This window comes from Serratia sp. MF1(2023) (assembly GCF_030954545.1).
GTDB lineage: Bacteria > Pseudomonadota > Gammaproteobacteria > Enterobacterales > Enterobacteriaceae > Serratia > Serratia sarumanii.
On sequence record NZ_JAVHUX010000046.1, the window covers coordinates 95,464 to 113,213 of the forward strand.

General features: G+C 57.6%; 15 protein-coding genes. All 15 read left to right on the plus strand.

What is annotated here, in order from left to right; all coding sequences use genetic code 11:
- Nucleotides 1-392 precede the first annotated feature (392 nt).
- The 15 genes from REA38_RS22615 to REA38_RS22685 all read left to right on the plus strand — a co-directional run bounded on the left by REA38_RS22615 (nucleotide 393) and on the right by REA38_RS22685 (nucleotide 17,709).
- A complete protein-coding gene (locus tag REA38_RS22615; RefSeq protein WP_033635804.1) occupies nucleotides 393-596 on the plus strand; it encodes a DUF4762 family protein in 204 nt (67 codons plus the stop codon).
- A gap of 175 nt (nucleotides 597-771) precedes the next feature.
- On the plus strand, nucleotides 772-1,437 hold the full coding sequence (locus REA38_RS22620; protein ID WP_308886672.1) for a DsbA family protein: 666 nt from the start codon (nucleotides 772-774) through the stop codon (nucleotides 1,435-1,437).
- A complete protein-coding gene (locus REA38_RS22625; RefSeq protein ID WP_308886673.1) occupies nucleotides 1,437-2,381 on the plus strand; it encodes an ABC transporter in 945 nt (314 codons plus the stop codon). The genes REA38_RS22620 and REA38_RS22625 overlap by 1 nt, the downstream gene beginning before the upstream one ends.
- Before the next feature lie 19 nt (nucleotides 2,382-2,400).
- Complete coding sequence (locus REA38_RS22630; protein ID WP_033654087.1) at nucleotides 2,401-4,524, plus strand: peptidase domain-containing ABC transporter; 2,124 nt, start codon at nucleotides 2,401-2,403, stop codon at nucleotides 4,522-4,524.
- A 40-nt stretch (nucleotides 4,525-4,564) separates the two neighbouring features.
- Nucleotides 4,565-5,692 (plus strand): efflux RND transporter periplasmic adaptor subunit, encoded by a 1,128-nt coding sequence (locus REA38_RS22635; protein ID WP_374213804.1) that lies wholly within the window; start codon nucleotides 4,565-4,567, stop codon nucleotides 5,690-5,692.
- A complete protein-coding gene (locus tag REA38_RS22640; RefSeq protein WP_308886674.1) occupies nucleotides 5,682-7,634 on the plus strand; it encodes an ABC transporter permease in 1,953 nt (650 codons plus the stop codon). The genes REA38_RS22635 and REA38_RS22640 overlap by 11 nt, the downstream gene beginning before the upstream one ends.
- Nucleotides 7,631-9,010: an efflux transporter outer membrane subunit gene (locus REA38_RS22645; RefSeq protein WP_060436997.1), complete on the plus strand. Its 1,380-nt coding sequence runs from the start codon at nucleotides 7,631-7,633 to the stop codon at nucleotides 9,008-9,010. The genes REA38_RS22640 and REA38_RS22645 overlap by 4 nt, the downstream gene beginning before the upstream one ends.
- A gap of 2 nt (nucleotides 9,011-9,012) precedes the next feature.
- Nucleotides 9,013-10,266, plus strand: coding sequence for a beta-ketoacyl-[acyl-carrier-protein] synthase family protein (locus tag REA38_RS22650; RefSeq protein WP_060438394.1), 1,254 nt, complete (start codon nucleotides 9,013-9,015; stop codon nucleotides 10,264-10,266).
- A gap of 11 nt (nucleotides 10,267-10,277) precedes the next feature.
- Complete coding sequence (locus REA38_RS22655) at nucleotides 10,278-10,520, plus strand: acyl carrier protein (RefSeq protein ID WP_033649480.1); 243 nt, start codon at nucleotides 10,278-10,280, stop codon at nucleotides 10,518-10,520.
- 553 nt (nucleotides 10,521-11,073) lie between these two features.
- On the plus strand, nucleotides 11,074-11,622 hold the full coding sequence (locus tag REA38_RS22660) for a tyrosine-type DNA invertase (protein ID WP_033635795.1): 549 nt from the start codon (nucleotides 11,074-11,076) through the stop codon (nucleotides 11,620-11,622).
- Between the two features lie 481 nt (nucleotides 11,623-12,103).
- Nucleotides 12,104-12,625, plus strand: coding sequence for a fimbrial protein (locus tag REA38_RS22665; protein ID WP_033635794.1), 522 nt, complete (start codon nucleotides 12,104-12,106; stop codon nucleotides 12,623-12,625).
- A 97-nt stretch (nucleotides 12,626-12,722) separates the two neighbouring features.
- Complete coding sequence (locus tag REA38_RS22670; protein WP_033635793.1) at nucleotides 12,723-13,400, plus strand: molecular chaperone; 678 nt, start codon at nucleotides 12,723-12,725, stop codon at nucleotides 13,398-13,400.
- 105 nt (nucleotides 13,401-13,505) lie between these two features.
- Complete coding sequence (locus REA38_RS22675) at nucleotides 13,506-16,055, plus strand: fimbria/pilus outer membrane usher protein (RefSeq protein ID WP_308886676.1); 2,550 nt, start codon at nucleotides 13,506-13,508, stop codon at nucleotides 16,053-16,055.
- Nucleotides 16,056-16,065: 10 nt separating this feature from the next.
- Nucleotides 16,066-17,124 carry a fimbrial protein gene (locus REA38_RS22680; protein ID WP_308886677.1) on the plus strand — a complete coding sequence of 353 codons (1,059 nt, stop codon included), beginning with the start codon at nucleotides 16,066-16,068 and terminating at the stop codon, nucleotides 17,122-17,124.
- A gap of 57 nt (nucleotides 17,125-17,181) precedes the next feature.
- On the plus strand, nucleotides 17,182-17,709 hold the full coding sequence (locus REA38_RS22685) for a fimbrial protein (RefSeq protein ID WP_103774440.1): 528 nt from the start codon (nucleotides 17,182-17,184) through the stop codon (nucleotides 17,707-17,709).
- Nucleotides 17,710-17,750: the final 41 nt, after the last annotated feature.

Below are 17,750 nucleotides of genomic sequence, written 5' to 3' on the forward strand. Positions count from 1 at the left end.
TGTAAATCCGGCGCGGCAGGAAGCAATCTTTTCAGCGTGTCGCACGTCGTCACCAACTGGTCAGATCTGAATTTTTCTTATTTGTTTTTTCATTTTACTGAGAATTATCCTTTTTTATTTTTCTTGCTGTAACCGGGTTTAGTCTACTTTTCTTTTTTTTAGTCCAATTTAAATTGGAATAGTCCTGTAATCGAGCGTTACTTATTCGATTAACTTTAACTTGCAGTGTAAATAATTGTATTGATCTGCTCGTTTGGGATGGCTATGCTTTTTCCCGAAGCGCTCTCATTGTTATTGGTTAAATAGTTTTGAAATGTATTGAAGGATTGCTCTGTCTGCCGACAGGGTAATGGGTAGTGTGTTTATGTTTTAATATAAATAAGGATATTGTAATGAAAAAAATCAATCTGTCAGAAGCGGAAAACATCGTCGGCGGTACTTTTGTTTGTACCAAGGAATTTGCCTGGGTGGGCAGCGGCAACAACCGCACCTGCCAGCTGGTGAAAACCTGTGCGAACAAATTCGGTGGCGTACAGAAGTCTTATTACCCGGCGCCGGTAGCAAGCTGCCCGTCTAACCCAACCACGCCAAGCTGATGCGGGTTGACCCCCTGCATTTAGATTAGCGGTGGGCAGGCGGGCAGCGTTCGCGCTGTCCCGCCTGATACCGGCGAAAAAGTCGTCTTACGTTCTCATTATTTACGGCATTAACTCTTTTTCATGTATTCACTCTGCCGGGTGAATATTAATATATGCGCAGGATGCGTCCGTTATGTATAAACGTCCCTTGCTTTTTATCGGCTACACGCTCGTTATTATTTTTGCCTCTTCTTTTTTGACCGCATTTTATTTTCAACATTACGTCATGCAACCGGCGGAGGCGGAAAGCCTGAGTTTTATCTCCCCGGAAAAAATCGAACAAAGCCCGTTGCAAGACGATAATACCATTGTCGAAGTCTTCTCTTACGCCTGCCACTATTGTGAAGTCAACGAAAGCGGCGTGGCAGAGCTGGAAAAACGTTTGCCGGCGGGCGCCAAATTGGTGCGCTTGCACCTCAGCGACGACAGTCAAGCCGGCATGGCGGCCTTTGCGCCCCTGTTCGCCACGCTGACGATCATGGGGATCGAAGCACAGCATCGCCCCGCCGCTTATCGCGCCATTATCAAAGAAAACCTCAACCTGGCGGACGACAAGCAGCTCAGCGCCTGGCTGACGGCCAACGGTATCGATGAGGCTGCCTATCGGCAGGCCAGAGAGTCAGAGCGGGTCAAGGCGTTGTTGGCGCATATGACGGCGGTAAGCCGCTATTACAAGATCAACGCGACCCCCAGTTTTATCGTCAATCGCAAATGGCTGGCGCTGCAAGATCGCGAGTTTTCCGCTTTCAGCGGGCAGCTGCTGTCGCTGTTGCAGCACGATAAACCGCTGGCCCCCTGATGCGCCTGCTCGCGGTTCGAGGGTATTTGGCCTGGCGCAACGGCCTGGACGCGATGGCCCGCTTATCGGCTGCCGGTGCCGGGATGGGCAACCGCCTGACGTGTGCCCTGCTGCGGCGCGTGGACTATCGCCTGTGGCTGGCGGTGCGCCGGCGGTTGAGGGGAAGCAGGCCGCAGCGCCGCTTTCGCCACCGGCATGCGGTAGCGCTGGCGAACCGCCAAAGCCTGTTGGGTGAAGGCAAGCTGGACTTCGCCTGGCTGATGCAGCGGCGGCAGTGGCTGGACATGGCGGCGGCCTCTGCCCGCAATGCGGCGTTGATGAGCCATTTGGCGCACTGTTCCGCGCAGCTTGATCAGGTCGTGGAACCGCTGCATCGCGCGGGCGTGCCGGTGCTGCTGGCGCCGATGCATACGGTCTCCGACGTGTTGGCGACGCTGGTCGGCGCGGGCGTTTATCCCGGGCGGGCCACGGTGATCGTTTCCGGCGATGTGCAGGCGTTTGCGCGGCGATCGCCGGAAGACGAATGGCGGCAGCGGCTCGACTATTGCTCGATTCACGACGATCCGCGGCACATCGCCGGCACCTTGTCGCAGGCGATGCTGGAAGCGGCGGAACATCGGCGCAACATCATCCTCTTCCCCGATATCACGCCGGATTACACCCTGCACAGCAATCAGGATGTGGCGGCTAAATTGGCCTGCCATCTGTTCGGCCGGCCGGCGCATTTGCACAGCGGCATCGTTCGGCTGTCCCGGGCGTTGCGGGCTCAGGTGGTGTTCTATTCGCTTTATTTCGATCGCGGCATCCGCATTCACATTGAAGAACCTGTCGCCGCAGATCGGGTCGGCCGCGCCATGCCGGCGATCGTCGAGCGAACCCTCCGGCGGCATGCGGATGATTGGTTGCTATGGCATTCGCACTCTTTATTTTTTATTAACGAATAAGTCAGGGATATCACAACGTATGGAAAACACCCTTCCTACGCCGGTCTTGCAGAGCGAAATCAATGAGTGCGGGCTGGCCTGCATCGCCATGCTGGCGGAAACTCAGGGCATTCGCGCACCGTTGACGGAGCTGCGGGAGCGTTATCCCGCTTCGCAGCACGGCACTTCGCTGGCGACGCTGTGCGCCATTTTGGGAGAGCTGGCGCTACCGGCTTATCCGGTGGCGTTCGAGCACCGGGATCTGGCGGCGCTGCCGTTACCGGCCATTTTGCATTACGGTGCGGGCCACTATGTGTTATTGGCGTATCGCCAGGGGGGGTACGTGTGCGTAATGAACCCGGCGTTGGGGCAGCAGCTGCTGCCGTATGCCGCCCTGAAAGCGGAAATCAGCGGTTATGCGTTGGTGCTGGATCGCGATGATTTGCCAGCCACCGTCCCGGCCCGGCGCAGCCACCGCCGCAGCGCTTTCGCCAGCTTAAGCCTGAAGGATACCGCCGGCATCGCCGGCATCTATCGCCTGGCGGCGATGACGTTTTTTATCTCATTGACGCTGTTCATCATGCCGATGATGGTCGCCAGCGCGATCAATCAGGTGTTCGCCATGGCCGGCGAGGTCGCGTTCCCCTACGCCTATTATCTGCTGGCGTTTGTGGCGTCCACGGCGTTGGCGCTGATTGCGCGCACCCTCACCGAACGCTTCATCAAAAATTTCGTGTTGTTGCACGGCGCCGCCGGTTTTTCTCGCCTGCTGGAAAACTCACTCAATTTCTTCAGCAAGCGCGCCCCCGGCGAGATCTTCAGCCGTTTCACCAGCTGGCAGATGGCCGCCGGCCAGAAAATCGAACTGGACAACGGCCTGCGCACCGACTGGATCATCGGCGCCATCGCGTTGGCGGTGATGTGCTACCTGAGCCCGATGCTGGCGCTGGTGCCGGTTGTCGGCGTGCTGCTGATGGGGGCGGTCAGCGTATGGGCCATCTACCGCGATCGGCATTACACCCAGCAGCTGCAGGTGCGAGGCGCGGTGCAAAATGACTTCATCCTGGAAACCATCCAGGGGTTTTCGACCATCAAATCAGCCGGCCTGGCCGGCCAGCGGCAGGAAGGGTTCGCCGAACATGCCCGCTCGCTGTTCAATTGCCTGCAGCAGCAAAAGATCTATGAACAGATAAAAGGCAGCATTTACCAGCTGATCGGCAGTCTGGAGATGGTGTTGTTCATGCTGCTGGCGTTGCCGCTGCTCAAGGAGGGCGAACTCAGTCTGGGGGCATTCTTCGCCTACAGCTTTCTGCGCGAAATCTTTACTTCGTACAGCAGCAAGATCTTTTTTGCCGTTTTGCAGAAAAACCAGCTGCACGTCATCGATGAACGCGCGCGGGATCTGTTTCCTGCAGTATCCGCTCGGGCCCAGTCTGCGGACGAAAGCGTGAGCCATTTTGACGCGCGGTTGGCGTATCGGAGTGTGGCCTTCGCTTACGACGCCGGTCAACCGGTGTTGCGCGATTTGTCGCTGACGCTGGAGCGTGGCGAGTGCATCGCCATTTGCGGCGGTTCCGGCGCGGGCAAGAGCACGTTGCTGAAGGTGCTCGCCTGCCTGCTGACGCCGCAGCAGGGGGAGCTGACGCTGGATGGGCGCGTACTGGCAAGTGCCGCCGCGCAGCGGCTGTTCTTCCTGCAAAGCCAGGAGGACATTCTGTTCAACGCCTCGGTGTTGCAGAACATCACGCTGTTCGCGCCGTCGGCGCCGGGCCAGCAACGGCAGGTGGAACAGGCGTTGCGCAGTTTGGGGCTGGCGGACGCGGTGGCGCAGCTGCCGGGGGGCGTGAACGCCCTGGTGCGGGAGAGCCATGCCGGGCTGTCGCTGGGGCAGCGGCAGCGTCTGTTGCTGGCGCGCGCCATGTACAGCCGTTGCCCGGTGTTGGTGCTGGACGAACCGACGGCGAATCTGGATGAAAAGACCGCGGCGGCGGTGATGTCGGCTCTGGTGGCGCATTGCCGTGAAAACCGTAAAACCCTGGTGACGGTCACCCATAATCCGCGGTTGTTGCCGTTATTCGATCGGGTCTTGCGCATGTCGCAGGGGCGGCTGGTGCCTGAATCCACCGACGACGCCAGGATGAATGATTGTGCAGAGGTGGAGTGAGGTGCCCGGAAAGAGACGCTGGCGGCGAGTGGCGTTGGCGATGGTCGTTTTGGCGGCGTTGCTTGGCGGGCTGTCGTTGCTGAATCGGCCCCCTGACACGCAACCACCGCAAACGGCGCGCGTCGAGCGCGGGGACATCGAAAAAAGCGTGTTGGCGACCGGGATTCTGAAACCGCTTCGGCAGGTGAACGTGGGCGCGCAGGTCAACGGGCAGTTGAAAAAACTGTATGTCAAACAGGGTGACAGGGTGATCCAGGGGCAGCTGTTGGCTGAGATCGATCCGACGCTGCAGCTTAACGAGCTGCGCAAGTCACAGGCCGAATTACGCAGCGCGCAGGCGCAGAAACTGGCGAGCCAGGCGCAGCTGAAGCAGTACCAGCTGGAGCTGAAGCGGCAAAGAGCGCTGGCGCGAGACCGCGCCGGCGTGGCCAGCGATTTGGAAAAAGCGCAGGCGCAGCACGACGCGCAACTGGCGCAGTTGAAAGTGAACGAGTCGCAGATCGTCCAGGCCGAAGTGGCGCAGGAAACCGCCAGGGCCAATCTGGCTTTTACCCGTATTACCGCCCCTATCGACGGCGAAGTGCTGGGCATCGTTACCCAGGAAGGGCAAACCATCGTCTCGTCGCAAAGCGCGCCGACCATTTTGGTAATGGCAGACGTGGATACCATGATGGTGCACACCCGCATATCGGAAAATGACATCTTGCAGGTGAAGACGGGGCAGCCGCTGTGGTTTTACGTCGCCGCCGATCCCAGCCGCCGCTATGAGGGTGCGATGGGCGTGATACAGCAGGCGCCGGCGGAGGCGCTGGAAACCGACCCGCTGGGCAGGAATTCAAGCCAGCAAACGGCGGCGGTGTATTACAACGGCGTGTTTGCCGTCGCCAACGGCGAGCGTCGATTGCGCACCTCGATGACGGCGCAGGTATTCATCATGACCGAACGCGCACAGGGGGTGGTGCGGGTACCGATGGCTGCGCTGGGCGCGGCATTGGAGGAAGGAAGCTATCAGGTCAAGGTGCTGGAAGGCGGGCAAACGGTGGTGCGCCGCGTGCGTATCGGTACCCGCGATCGCCGCTATGCCGAAGTGTTGGAAGGGCTGAACGCAGGAGAGCAGGTGCTGCTGGAGCAACAGCCTGATGTGGAGGAGGGCGCTGATGTCAGTTAACACCGCTCCCATCATTGCGTTGGATAACGTCTCGCGCGAGTTTCAGGCGGGGGAGCAGAAAATTGCGGTCCTTAAGCGCATTTCCCTGAGCATTCAACGGGGGGAAATGGTCGCTATCGTCGGCGCTTCCGGTTCCGGAAAATCGACGTTGATGAACATCATCGGCTGTCTGGACAAACCTTCTCAGGGCGACGTGCACATCAACGGAGTGGCTATTGGGCAAGCCGACGCCGATCGCCTGGCGCAGCTTCGCAGCCGGCATATCGGCTTTATCTTCCAGCGCTATCACCTGATGCCCTATCTGACCGCCGGTGAGAATGTGGCGATCCCGGCGTTGTATACCGCCATGCCGGCCGTCGAACGCCGCCTGCGGGCAGCGCATTTGCTGGCCCGGCTCGGGTTGGCGCAGCGCGGCGGTCATCGTCCGGCGCAGCTTTCCGGTGGGCAACAGCAGCGGGTCAGTATTGCTCGCGCCCTGATGAACGGCGCGGAAATTATTTTGGCCGACGAACCGACAGGTGCGCTGGATAGCGCCAGCGGTCAGGCGTTAATGACCATTTTGCACGAGCTGAACGCTATCGGGCATACCGTCGTCATCGTGACACACGATCGGCGGATCGCCGAACAGGCGCGGCGGATCATTGAGATCGGCGACGGCGAGATCGTGGCGGATCGTCGCCATGAAGCCTCCCGACATCTTTCTACGTTCGAGCGACCGCTGGCGGCGCCGCTGAAACGCATGGCGCCGGGCGCGGCGTTGAAAGAGGCCGTCGGCATGGCCTGGCGGGCATTGCTGGGGCACCGGGTCCGGGCACTGCTATCGATGCTCGGCATCATTATCGGCATTGCGGCGGTGGTCTCCGCCATCGCCATCGGAGAAGGCACGCGGCGTAATATTCTCAAGGAAATCAGCCAGCTTGGCACCAGCACGCTGGAGATTCGCCCAGGCCTCGGGTGGGAGAAACCGCGGCCCGACCTTGCGCGCTCGCTGAGCGAGCGGGATGCCGCATTATTGGCGGCGCTGCCTTACGTCGACAGCGTTTCGCCGGTGATCGGCACCCAACTGCTGGCCGTTCGCGAAGGCAAACAGGTGCCGCTTGCCGTGATGGGCGTCGGCGAAGGGTATTTCCGCACGCAGGGCATTCGCCTGCTTTCCGGCGGCCTGTTTACCGCGCAGGATCTGAGTGAGCGCGCACCGGTAGCGGTGATTGATCCCTTGCTGAAACAGGCGCTGTTTGCTTCCCGGCAAGACCCTATAGGCGCGGTAGTGCTGATCGCGGGCGTGCCTTATCGGGTGATCGGCGTCGCGCAGCGCCGCGGCGCTCAATACGCCGGCTCTCAGCCGCTTGCCTGGCTGCCCTATACCTCCCTGACCGGCCGCATCGCCGGCGATATGCCGCTGGAATCCATTGTGATGCGAGTGAATGAAAAACTGACGCTGGAAGAGGCGGGGCGGGATGCGACCCGGCGTTTGATCGTAGAACACGGGCGGCGTGATTTCTTCACGTTGACCGACGATCAGCTGACGCAATCCATTCAGCGCGCCTCAGGCTCCATGCAACTGTTGATTACCGCGATTGCCGCCATCTCGCTGCTGGTGGGCGGTGTGGGGGTGATGAACATCATGCTGGTCTCGGTGACGGAACGGACCCATGAGATCGGTATTCGAATGGCGGTGGGCGCCGCCGAGAAGGACATTATGCGGCAGTTTTTGATTGAGGCGGTGGTGATCTGCAGCCTGGGAGGCGTGTTGGGGATCGCCTGCGCCGCGCTGGTCAAAGGGGTTCTGAGCGGATTGGCGCCGCAGGTGACGATGATCTTTACCTGGCCGCCGTTGCTCCTGGCCTGCGGATTTTCGGCGTTGATCGGTGTCGGGTTCGGGTTCTTTCCGGCTCGCACCGCCGCGCGCCTGCAGCCGGTGGAGGCGCTGGCGCGAGAATGAGCCGACTTTGGGTTTACGGGCTGGTGATGCTGTCGCTGAGCGCCTGCGGAGGGCGGCCGATCGACGCCACGGCGCCACCGTCGCTGCCGCAGCAGTGGCGCGTGGTCGATGAGCGTTCCGGTTCGCTGCGGGCGGGCGTCGCCTGGTGGGAAAACTTCAATGATCCGCAACTCTCCTCGCTGATCGATGGCGTGCTGATCGCGAATCAGGATTTGGCGCTGGCCGGATTGCAGTGGCGCGAGGCCATGTTGGAGGCCGGATTAACGGAGGGCAACTTGACGCCGGATTTCACCGCCAGCCTAAGCGGCCGCAATACCCGAGCGTTGCGGGGCGCGTCTACGGCGCAGGAAAGCTACCGTGCAGGGCTTTCTCTGAGCTATGAACTGGATTTATGGGGCAAGCTGGCGCGCATTCGCGAACAGGCCGAATGGCTGGCCGTCGCCTCGGAGTTGGACCGGCGCAATACCGCGTTGACCTTGATCGGTGCTACCGCGCGCGGGTACTGGCAGATTGCCGACTTGAATCAGCAAGTCCTCCATCAGCAACAGGCGCTGGCGATCGCGCGTGAAACTTTGCGGCTGGTGGCGGCACGTCACACCGCCGGCGACGTTGGCCGATTCGAGCTGTTGCAGGCGGAGCAAAGCTTGTTGGCGCGAGAGAATCAGCTGCATGAGCTGGAGCGGCAGCGGGAAGATGCGCGTAACTCGTTGGCACTGTTGTTCGGGCGATCGCCGCTGCTGCGCTATAGCGAACGGCGTTCGTTGCCGCTTGACGAGGTGGCTGTCGCGCAGCGTCAGCCGGCGTGGGTGATTGCGCGCCGGCCGGATGTTCAGGCAGCAGAACGCCGTCTGAGAGCGGCGCTGGCCGGTGCCGAGGCGGCAAGATTGAGTTTTTATCCGGCGCTGAGCCTGGAGGCCGGGTTGGATGCCGGCAGCGGACTTTTCCGCCAGTGGTTCAGTGAACCTTCGCGCTCGCTGGGCGCCACGTTGACGCTGCCGTTTATCGAATGGCGCAAGATGCGCTTGTCCAGCGACAAAGCGGCGTTGCAGGCGCAGCGGGCGGAGATTCAATTTCGCGATGCGGTCTACCGTGCGCTGGCCGATGTGGACAACGCCATGCGACAACGCCTGGAAGCACAGCGGCAAATCGGCAATCAGCGGTGGCATCTGGCGATGAGTCGACAAGCCGTGGCGTTGGCGCGACATCAATATCAGGCTGGTTCCGTTGCGCTGCAAACGCTGCTGGATGCGCAAGAGGCGGTGTTGGCCAGCGAGAATTCGCTGTCGGCACTGCAATTCCGCTATCTGAACGCCACGATGCAACTCTGGCTGGCGCTGGGCGGCAACGAGGCTTTCGCATCCGGGCAAGGAGAATAAGCATGGAGAAAACAAGACGCGTAGTGGTTACCGGTTACGGTGCCGTCACCGCGCTGGGGGGCAACGCGCAGCAAAGCTGGCAGGCTATCATGGCCAGCCGTCTGGCCTATCGTTATCACGATAAATCGGCGGCGGGGATCCACGCGCGCTTTTTTGCTTTGCTGGAGGCCGAACCGCCGCTGGAGGGCGTTGCCGCGCGGGTAAGCCGCCGCTTGCCCAGATTCGCCAGACTGGCGCTTGCCGCCGCCGCGGAGGCGATCGAAATGGCGTTTTCATCCAGTTTTGTTGGGCCCGCGCACTTTTATTCGTCGTTGGAGTGCGGAGCGATTATCGGCAGTGGCTGGGGCGGCCAGGATGAGATCATGCAAAACAATGCGGACTATCTGCAATCCGGGCTGGGGCAGCTGTTTGGCTGTTTTCACGCGATGCCGAATATCGCGACCGCCATATGCGGCCAGCATTGGTTGCTACGGGGCTATCAAGGCTCGCCGGCGGCGGCCTGCGCGACCGGCGGCATCGCGATTGGCGATGCGTTTGAGGTGATACGCAGCGGCCGCGCTTCAATGATGCTGGCCGGCGCCTCGGAGTCGCTGCGCGGCAACGGCGCGATCTGGAATATGGATGCGTTGCGTTTGTTGAGTCGGGAGCAAAAGGATATCACCAAAGCCAGTTGCCCGTTTAGCCGGGAACGCAACGGTTTCGTCCTGGCGGAAGGGGCCGCCGTATTATGCCTTGAGGAACGGGAAGCGGCTTTAGCGCGCGGTGCGACGATTTTGGGCGAAATCAAAGGATACGGCAACTTTTCAGACGCTTTTGATCTTACCGCGCCGTCGAAGGATCCTCAGGCCAAGGTGAAAACCCTACGACGGGCCTTGGAGCAGGCGGGGCTCGGCAGCCATGAAATCGACTATATCAATGCGCATGGCACGTCTACGTTGCAAAACGACGTGAACGAAACCGAGGCGATCAAGGCGGCGCTGGGGCGCGATGCCTATCGCACACCGATTTCCAGCACGAAATCTTATACCGGGCACCTGCTTGGCGCATCCGGCAGCTTTGAGGCGATCGTCTGCCTGCAAGCGTTACAGCAGCAAATGATGCCGGCGACCTGCCATTTGCACGAAGCCGATCCCGCATGCGATCTCGATTATATTCGCGAAGGACATCGGCATGGTCGTCTGCGTAATGTCATGAGCCTCAGTTTCGGTTTCGGCGGCGCCAATGCGGCGCTGGTATTTGGCAATCACTATGAATAACGGTAGAACGCATGGAAAAATATCATCGGTTATATGAGACGATTTGCGGCATGTTGCATGAAGCCCGAGGGCTGGAGAGAACGCTGCTGTCGGCGGATATGCCGCTACAGCAGCTTGGGCTGGACAGCCTGGATTATATGGAGCTGATGTTGTTGGTTCGGCGAGAATTCGGCATTACGCTCACTGCGGAAATGCTTATCGAGCATCCTGAATTGACCCTCGGCGAATTGTGCCACCTGATAACCCGTCAATAATTTCATCCCCCCAGGCGATCGCTTGCTAGGGTCTGGCCTGGGTTTTTCGTCTGTTGTAACGTCCATTTCATTCTTTTCGCATCCTGCCTCACTCAGTTATCGATATCCATAAATATTAATGCTTATCCGTCAGGTTAATATGGCCAGAGATGGCGTTTTTTTATTCAACCTTTGGCGGCGTTATGAATGATGAGTGTTAATTATGTGGCGATATTTTTTAGGAATATTCTTTGTTTTGCCGGTTAATTTATCAATCTCACTCTACATCGCGCTTGTAAGTGATAATGCAAGCTAAAGAAAATAGCGGCAGTGCGGCCTCATTATTTATGATACGGCCGGAAAGCTGCGCAGATTATTCACGATAGCGATTCTCAGGGGCGATTGATGGCCGCGAGAATAACGGTTGTCGCGCTGTTCGCATTCGGCAAATCCGTTATACTCCGCGCTGGATGCAGGAACCTATCCATATGTCAGGGGCTGCCCTGAGTGTCCATTGTGGTGATGTAAAAGGAAAATGACAGCCACATTTTTCCTATCAAAGTAATGAGGTTGTATGTCTAATCGTAAACATCTGACGCCTTCTGAAGTGGAGAGACTGCTTGAGGTCACGCTGCATGGAAAGAATCCAGAACGCGATTATTGTTTGATTTATATGTGTTTTATTCATGGGTGCCGCGCCAGTGAAATAGGGGGATGGCGTTTGTCGGATATCGATCTGGAAGGCGGTAATATCTATGTGCATCGGTTGAAAAATGGTTTTTCCACCGTGCATCCGCTTTATCTGCGCGAAAGACAATGTTTGCGGCGCTGGTTGGATAAACGTCAGCGGCACCGCTGGGCAGATCAGGAGTGGCTGTTTCTTTCCAATCGCGGCGGCCGCCTGTCGCGTCAACGTATTTACGGGTTGATTCGCCATTACAGCAAGGTGGCTAAATTGGAGGTCAATGCGCACCCGCACATGCTGCGGCATGGCTGCGGATTTGCATTGGCGGATCGCGGTGTCGACACCCGTTTAATTCAGGATTACCTCGGGCACCGAAATATCCAGAATACGGTGATTTATACTGCCAGCAATGCGCAGCGCTTCAAGGAAATTTGGTAAGTGTGATTTAAGTTAATAACGTTAAGGAGTCACTTTGAACTAAACTGAAACATACTGTAAGGACGCGTAAAAACAATGTCAATATTCCCATGCCTTCTTTCCAGGATAAAGATAAATATCATTTAAAAACAATGTTTTGTGTTTTTTGTGCATGCCGTGTCATCCCTGGAAGTCTAAGTAAAATCCTACTCAAAACCCCACGATTTTAAATCACTGCGTTATCACCTCGGTTTTTTAGTCTGATTTATCAGTTATTCATCAATTGGTTGGTTTTAAATTCCGACAAATGTCTGTTTATTGGTTTAAAAATCCAAAGGAGTCACTTTAGTTCAAAATGAATCGTTTGGGTGAATAAGCCAGAATCCATCAATCAACTTGGCTTAAGACGTTTCCCATTCATGGAACTAAATAAAAGGAATGACATTAAGGATATGTCGGAAATAAACCCATGCACATTTTGCATAATTTTAAGGAAAGTAGGATGAAAAAGAATCTGTTGGCTGTAGCTATATTGACCGCGTCCGCATTTACCACTTCTGCATTTGCCGCCGACGGCGCGCTGAATATTACCGGCACCATCACCGATCAGTCTTGCACCGTCGATGCGGATTCCAAAAACAAGCAGGTCGCTCTGGGCAAGATCGCCAAAGATGCGTTCACCCTGTCCAAAACCGCCGGCGCCAAGGCGTTCAATCTGGTGCTGAAAAATTGCCCGGCCACCGTCACCGGCGCCACCGTGCGTTTTGACGGCACTCAGGTGCAGGGGCAGTCCGGGCTGCTGCAACTGACCGGCGCCGGCACCGCCGGGGTCGCGGGCGGCATTGGCGTGCAACTGCTGGACGACGGCAGCAACGTGTTAAATATCGGCAACGATTCCCGCGTCTATACCCTGGCAGAGAACAAAGACAACGTTCTGGGCTTTGTTGCGCGCTATTTCGCTTATGACAACGTTTCCGTCGGTAGCGCCAACGCTACGGCCAACTTCACCATCGTTTATCAGTAAGGCCATGCCGTTACGGCGGCGGAACAGTTAGAAAAATGAGCCAGAGAGCGTGTTCTCTGGCTCTTATTCATCGGTGATGGAAACGGGAAGAAAGAGAATGAAAGCGGGATACTTTGTGCTGACGGCGGCGTTGCTGATGACGCTTTGGACTCCGGTACGGGCCGGTGTAGTAGTGGGGGGAACGCGCCTGATCTACGACGGCGGCAAAAAAGAGTCTGCTCTGAATATCAGTAATCCGGATGCGATGCCTTATCTGATCCAATCCTGGGTTGATGCGCAAGAAGGCGATAGCGCGAAAGCGCCTTTTATCATTACACCGCCGCTATTTCGCTTGGATGGCGGCCAAAATAACCTGCTGCGCGTGGTACGTGCGGGCGGCAATTTACCGACGGACAGAGAGTCGCTGTATTGGCTGAATGTGAAGGCGATCCCCTCTGTGGAAAAGAAAGAAAATACCCTGCAAATCGCCATCAAGACCCGTATCAAGTTGATTTACCGCCCGCAGGGGCTCACCGGCAATCTGGAGGAGGCGGCCGGTAAAGTGACGTGGCGGCGCAGTGGCGATCGTCTGCAGGTGACCAACCCTTCACCCTACTACCTCACCTTTTTCAATTTGAAGCTGAATGGCCGCGCCATTACCGGCAACACCATGGTAGCGCCGCAGGCAAGCGCCAGTTTCCCGTTGCCGACGGCGAATGGCGCAGGAGGCGGTCTGAGCTGGCAAATCATCAATGACTATGGCGGCACCGGCCAGACCTTCACCAGCACATTATAACCGGGCTGCGGTACGTGTTTTTTGCTCCGGAATAACGCTGGAGCAGGTGTTCGGCTTACCTGGCTTTTCGTCGGGCCGAGCCAATCGGGACAGGGAGTTAAAAGGATGAATAACCCGAATTGCATTGGTTTACCAGGGGCGCGATCGGTTCTTGCCGGCCTGATATCTTGCCAGGTGGCGCTGCTGAGCCCGATCGGCACGGCTTATGCGCGCGATTATTTCAACCCGGCGTTGCTGGAAATCGATAATCCGGCGCTGCGCGGCGCCGATCTCTCCGTATTTGAGGAGAACAGCAGCCAGGCGCCCGGGAACTATCGGGTCGATCTTTACCTGAACGGCGAACAGATAGACAGCCTCGACGTCGAGTTCCGGCTTATGCCGGGAGCCGGCGGTAAACAAACGCTGCAACCTTGTTTCAGCACTGAAAAATTGGCTGAATTGGGCGTGAGGGTTGCCATGTTTCCGGCGATGGTGCCTGGGGAGAGTTGCGTCAATTTGGCGCAGGCCATTCCACAAGCCTCTTCGACATTCCTGTTCAATCAGTTGAGGCTGAATTTGAGCATCCCGCAGGCGGCACTGCGCTTGAATGCGCGCGACTACGTTTCCCCGGATAAATGGGATTCCGGCATACCGGCGCTGTTGGTCAATTACAATTTCAGCGGCGCCAATAGCCAGATGCGCGCCAGCGAACGGCAAAACAACAATAACTATTACCTCAATCTGCGCTCGGGCATCAACTGGGGCGCCTGGCGCCTGCGTAACTATTCGATCTGGAATCATTACTCCGGTGGCTCTTCTTCCTGGCGCTCAATCAATACCTACCTGCAGCGCGATATCGTTGCGTTGCAAAGCCGCCTGACCTTGGGTGACAGCACAACATCCAGCGATGTGTTCGATAGCGTGCAGTTCCGCGGCGGGCAGTTGGCCTCTGAGGACGATATCCTGCCGGACAGCATGAAAGGGTACTCGCCGGTAGTGCGCGGGATCGCACGCACGAATGCGCAAATCATAATCCGGCAAAACGGCTACGTGATTTATCAAAGCTATGTGCCGCCGGGGGCGTTTGAAATTTCCGATCTGTATCCCACGGGTGGCAGCGGCGACCTGAATGTAAACGTGCGTGAGGCAGACGGCCAGGAGCAGCATTTTGTGGTGCCGTACGCCGTGGTGCCGGTATTGCAGCGCGAAGGGCGGTTTAAATACAGCCTGACCAGCGGGAAATACCGGTCATACAGCGGCGGCGTTGATGAACGCCCGTTCAGCCAGGCAACCGGGATCTACGGTTTGCCTTGGGGGGCCACGTTGTATGGCGGCGTGCAGGCGGCCAGTAAATATCAGTCTTTGGCGCTGGGATGGGGGCAGAACATGGGGGCGGTAGGCGCGCTGTCTGCCGATGTCACCCAAGCCTGGACCAAGCAGGAAACCCGGCCGAAGGAACAGGGGCAATCATGGCGTCTGCGTTACGGTAAAAACTTCATTGAAACCGGCACCAACTTTAGTTTGGCCAGTTACCGCTACTCCACGCGCGGCTTTTATAGCCTGCAGGAGGCGCTGGAGAGCTATGGCGGCAACAGCGCCGTCTATAGCGATCACAAGAAGAGCCGCGCCGAGCTGACGATGAGCCAAAGCCTGTGGGAGCGGGGAGGAACGCTGTCGCTCAGCCTGTTTAACGAAGACTACTGGGATAACAATCGCCGTTCGCAGTCTGTCAGCCTCAGCTACAACAACAGCTGGGAAGCGGTCAGTTACGGGCTGAATTACACGTTCAACCAGAACGGTTATGACAGTAACGGCAATCGCAGCAGTATTCGTGACCATATCGTGGCTTTCAACGTCAGCGTACCGCTCAGCAAATGGCTGCCGGGCAGCTACGCCACCTACAGTATGAACGCCAGTCGCAATGGTGCCACCAGCAACAACCTTGGGTTGAGCGGTACGGCGTTGCCGGGAAACAACCTGAACTACAGCATCAGCCAGGGCTATACCGGCAGGGATGTGGGGGCGAACGGCAATATTCAGGCGGATTATAAAGGCTCTCTCGCCGAGTTGAACCTGGGGTACAGCTACGATCGCCATCGCCGGCAGGTGAACTACGGCGTGCAGGGCGGCGTTCTGGTGCACCAAAACGGCATCACGCTTTCCCAACCGCTGGGCGATACGGTGGCGTTGGTGCAAGCGCCTGGTGCTTCAGGGGTGAATGTCCTGAACCAGACCGGAGTCAGCACCGACTGGCGCGGCTATGCGGTTGTGCCTTACCTGACGCCTTACCGGCGCAACATCGTCGGATTGGACGGTGAATCTTTCGCAGAGGACGTCGACATGACGCTGAGTAGCCAAACGGTGATCCCAACTCGCGGCGCCGTGGTGCGCGCCCGCTTTAATCCGGACGTCGGTGCCCGCGTGTTGCTGACCTTGCTGACGCGCAGCGGCGCTCCGGTGCCGTTCGGCGCCACCGTCAGCACTCTCAACAGCCCCTCTGACAATGCAGCCATCGTCGGTGATGGCGGCCAGGTTTATCTGGCTGGCCTGGCGGATAGCGGGCGGTTGCGGGTTAAGTGGGGCAATGACGCGGCTCAGCAATGTCAGGCCAACTATCAATTGGCTAATCAGCCCGAGAGCGGTGGGATTCGCCTCGTTAACGGACAGTGTTTATAAGGTGCATATGATGGCGACAGGAATATCGATTCAACGAGGGATCATCGTCGGTGGGCTATTGGCGTGCGCAACGTTGGGCGCACCACAGGTGCAGGCGGCTTTCGGGCAGTGTGTTCCTATTTCGGGGACCCATGGGTTTTCATTCCTTTTTTCCCCGGTTTTAACCGACCCGTCGCAAAACGTGGTGGGGCGGATTATTAAGAATGCTGACGGCGGCAACTGGAATTTGCCCGGTTCTTATCGGGTGAAGTGCGAATGTCAGACGCGTACGGCGTCTTATGTCACCGCCAAAATGCTGCTGAGCGAGCCGGTATTCAGCAGCGGGGGATTAACGTATTACGCGTTGAATGAATACCTGGGCGTGGCCAGCGAAGTTTTCGTTGCGGGGTATCGCAACGCGTTTATTGCCGTACCGTTCACCAATGAGTCTAACTTTAAGACCGATATGGATGGTGATGACGAATCCTGTGCCAGCACGCCCTACAACAGCGGTGCTCGCGGGCGAATTCATCTGTATTTCCGCCGCCCTTTCGTTGGCGTGACCACAATCCCCAGCACCCGCCTGGTAGACACCTACGTCTCCGTGGTGAGCGGGGTGAAAAGCGATGTGCCGGTCTCCACTATCTCCATGAGCGGCACCGTCACCGTGCCGCAGAGCTGTGAAATCAGTCCGCAAACGGTCACGATCGATTTTGGCGATATCTTGACGTCGAATATTCAAACCAAGGGGGCGATGGCGTCCGGCGTCACGCCAGAAGAGAGAACGCTGACGCTGGCTTGCCGCAATATTTCCGCCGGCGTCAAGGTCAGCCTGTCATTTCGCGGTGAGGCGGACGGCAGCATGCCCGAGGCTCTGAAGACCAGCAATCGCGACATTGGCGTGATGATTAAGGATATGCAGGGCAATGTTATTCGGCCTCAGAGCGGGCGCTTGCCGATCGATAACTTCCAATATCCCAACCAGAGTGGCAGCTCACGGATCAGCGTATATCCGATCAACACCACCGGCCAACCTCCTGCCGTGGGGCAGTTCAATGCAACGGCGACCATTCAGGCAGAAATTCAATAACGGATTTTTCAACGGTAGCACGCCGGGGGCCCGGCGTTTAACGAGAAGGAGCAGATTATGGGGAAGGTTTTTAGCGGTATTGGCTGCAAATTGGCGCTGGCGGGCCTGTTTATCCTGGCGATGCCGTCGGCGCATGCCGTATCAAAAATAGTGATTACCGGCAACATCAAAGCGGCACCCTGTGAAATCGACGGCGCGAACGGCACGGTTTCGGTCAATCTGGGGGACGATATTTCTGCCGCCGTACTGGCGACCTCCGGTGCCTTTAGCCCGTGGGTGGAGTTCCCTTTGACGCTAAAAAACTGCCCAAGCACCACCACGTCGGTCGTCGCAACCTTCAGCGGAACGGCTGCGGATGAAGGTGCCAGCTTGTACAAAAGCACCGGCAGTTCTCGCCGAGTACAAATTGAATTGCAAAATAGCCAAGGGGCAAACCTGGGCAATGGCAAGAGTATGGCCCAGTTAGTTAATCGGGCGACGAATGAAGCCAAATTCAATTTGCGGGCGCGGGCATTCAGCGTCAATGGCGGTTCAACGCCCGGTTCGATAGAAGGGGCTCTGCAGGTCACTTTCGTCTATCAGTAGACAAAGGGCTGCCCTAGATGGAAGGTTAACGACAGATTTAA

Excerpts from the sequence above, each read along its gene's own strand:
- REA38_RS22650 (WP_060438394.1), top strand. The coding sequence starts at position 9,013 with ATGGAGAAAACAAGACGCGTAGTGGTTACCGGTTACGGTGCCGTCACC.
- REA38_RS22645 (WP_060436997.1), top strand. The coding sequence starts at position 7,631 with ATGAGCCGACTTTGGGTTTACGGGCTGGTGATGCTGTCGCTGAGCGCC.
- REA38_RS22660 (WP_033635795.1), top strand. The coding sequence starts at position 11,074 with ATGTCTAATCGTAAACATCTGACGCCTTCTGAAGTGGAGAGACTGCTT.
- REA38_RS22680 (WP_308886677.1), top strand. The coding sequence starts at position 16,066 with ATGGCGACAGGAATATCGATTCAACGAGGGATCATCGTCGGTGGGCTA.
- REA38_RS22635 (WP_374213804.1), top strand. The coding sequence starts at position 4,565 with ATGGTCGTTTTGGCGGCGTTGCTTGGCGGGCTGTCGTTGCTGAATCGG.
- REA38_RS22670 (WP_033635793.1), top strand. The coding sequence starts at position 12,723 with ATGAAAGCGGGATACTTTGTGCTGACGGCGGCGTTGCTGATGACGCTT.
- REA38_RS22630 (WP_033654087.1), top strand. The coding sequence starts at position 2,401 with ATGGAAAACACCCTTCCTACGCCGGTCTTGCAGAGCGAAATCAATGAG.
- REA38_RS22675 (WP_308886676.1), top strand. The coding sequence starts at position 13,506 with ATGAATAACCCGAATTGCATTGGTTTACCAGGGGCGCGATCGGTTCTT.
- REA38_RS22640 (WP_308886674.1), top strand. The coding sequence starts at position 5,682 with ATGTCAGTTAACACCGCTCCCATCATTGCGTTGGATAACGTCTCGCGC.
- REA38_RS22615 (WP_033635804.1), top strand. The coding sequence starts at position 393 with ATGAAAAAAATCAATCTGTCAGAAGCGGAAAACATCGTCGGCGGTACT.
- REA38_RS22665 (WP_033635794.1), top strand. The coding sequence starts at position 12,104 with ATGAAAAAGAATCTGTTGGCTGTAGCTATATTGACCGCGTCCGCATTT.
- REA38_RS22625 (WP_308886673.1), top strand. The coding sequence starts at position 1,437 with ATGCGCCTGCTCGCGGTTCGAGGGTATTTGGCCTGGCGCAACGGCCTG.
- REA38_RS22685 (WP_103774440.1), top strand. The coding sequence starts at position 17,182 with ATGGGGAAGGTTTTTAGCGGTATTGGCTGCAAATTGGCGCTGGCGGGC.
- REA38_RS22620 (WP_308886672.1), top strand. The coding sequence starts at position 772 with ATGTATAAACGTCCCTTGCTTTTTATCGGCTACACGCTCGTTATTATT.
- REA38_RS22655 (WP_033649480.1), top strand. The coding sequence starts at position 10,278 with ATGGAAAAATATCATCGGTTATATGAGACGATTTGCGGCATGTTGCAT.